Here is a 317-nt window from a genome sequence, read left to right on the forward strand (position 1 = left end):
ACCCGCCCGCCCGCCGTGGTCTCCCTCGTTCTCCCCTCCGCTCCCCCCCCCTTCTCTCCCTCTCGTCCCTGTTTCTTTTTCCCTCTCCCCCTCCTCTTTCTTTTCTCTTTCTCCCTTCTTCCTTTTTCCTCCCCTTTTCTTCTCTTTCCTTTTTCCTTTCTCTCCCTTCTTCTCCTCTTTCTCCCCCTCTCTCCCTTTTCCCCCTCCCCCCCCTCCTTTCTCTTTTCCCCCTTTCCTTCTTCCTCCCCTTTCCCTCCTTTTTCCTTCTTTCTTCCCTTCCCTTCTTTTTTCCCTCCCCCTCCCTTCCCTTTTCTTTT

1 protein-coding gene is annotated in these 317 nt (G+C 54.3%); it reads right to left on the reverse strand.

The features are described from left to right. On the reverse strand, positions 1-317 hold a 317-nt coding region (locus AB1471_RS18885), incomplete at both ends, for a hypothetical protein (RefSeq protein ID WP_367780957.1).

Origin of the sequence: Jeotgalibacillus marinus (genome assembly GCF_040801915.1) — a bacterium.
GTDB lineage: Bacteria > Bacillota > Bacilli > Bacillales > Jeotgalibacillaceae > Jeotgalibacillus > Jeotgalibacillus marinus.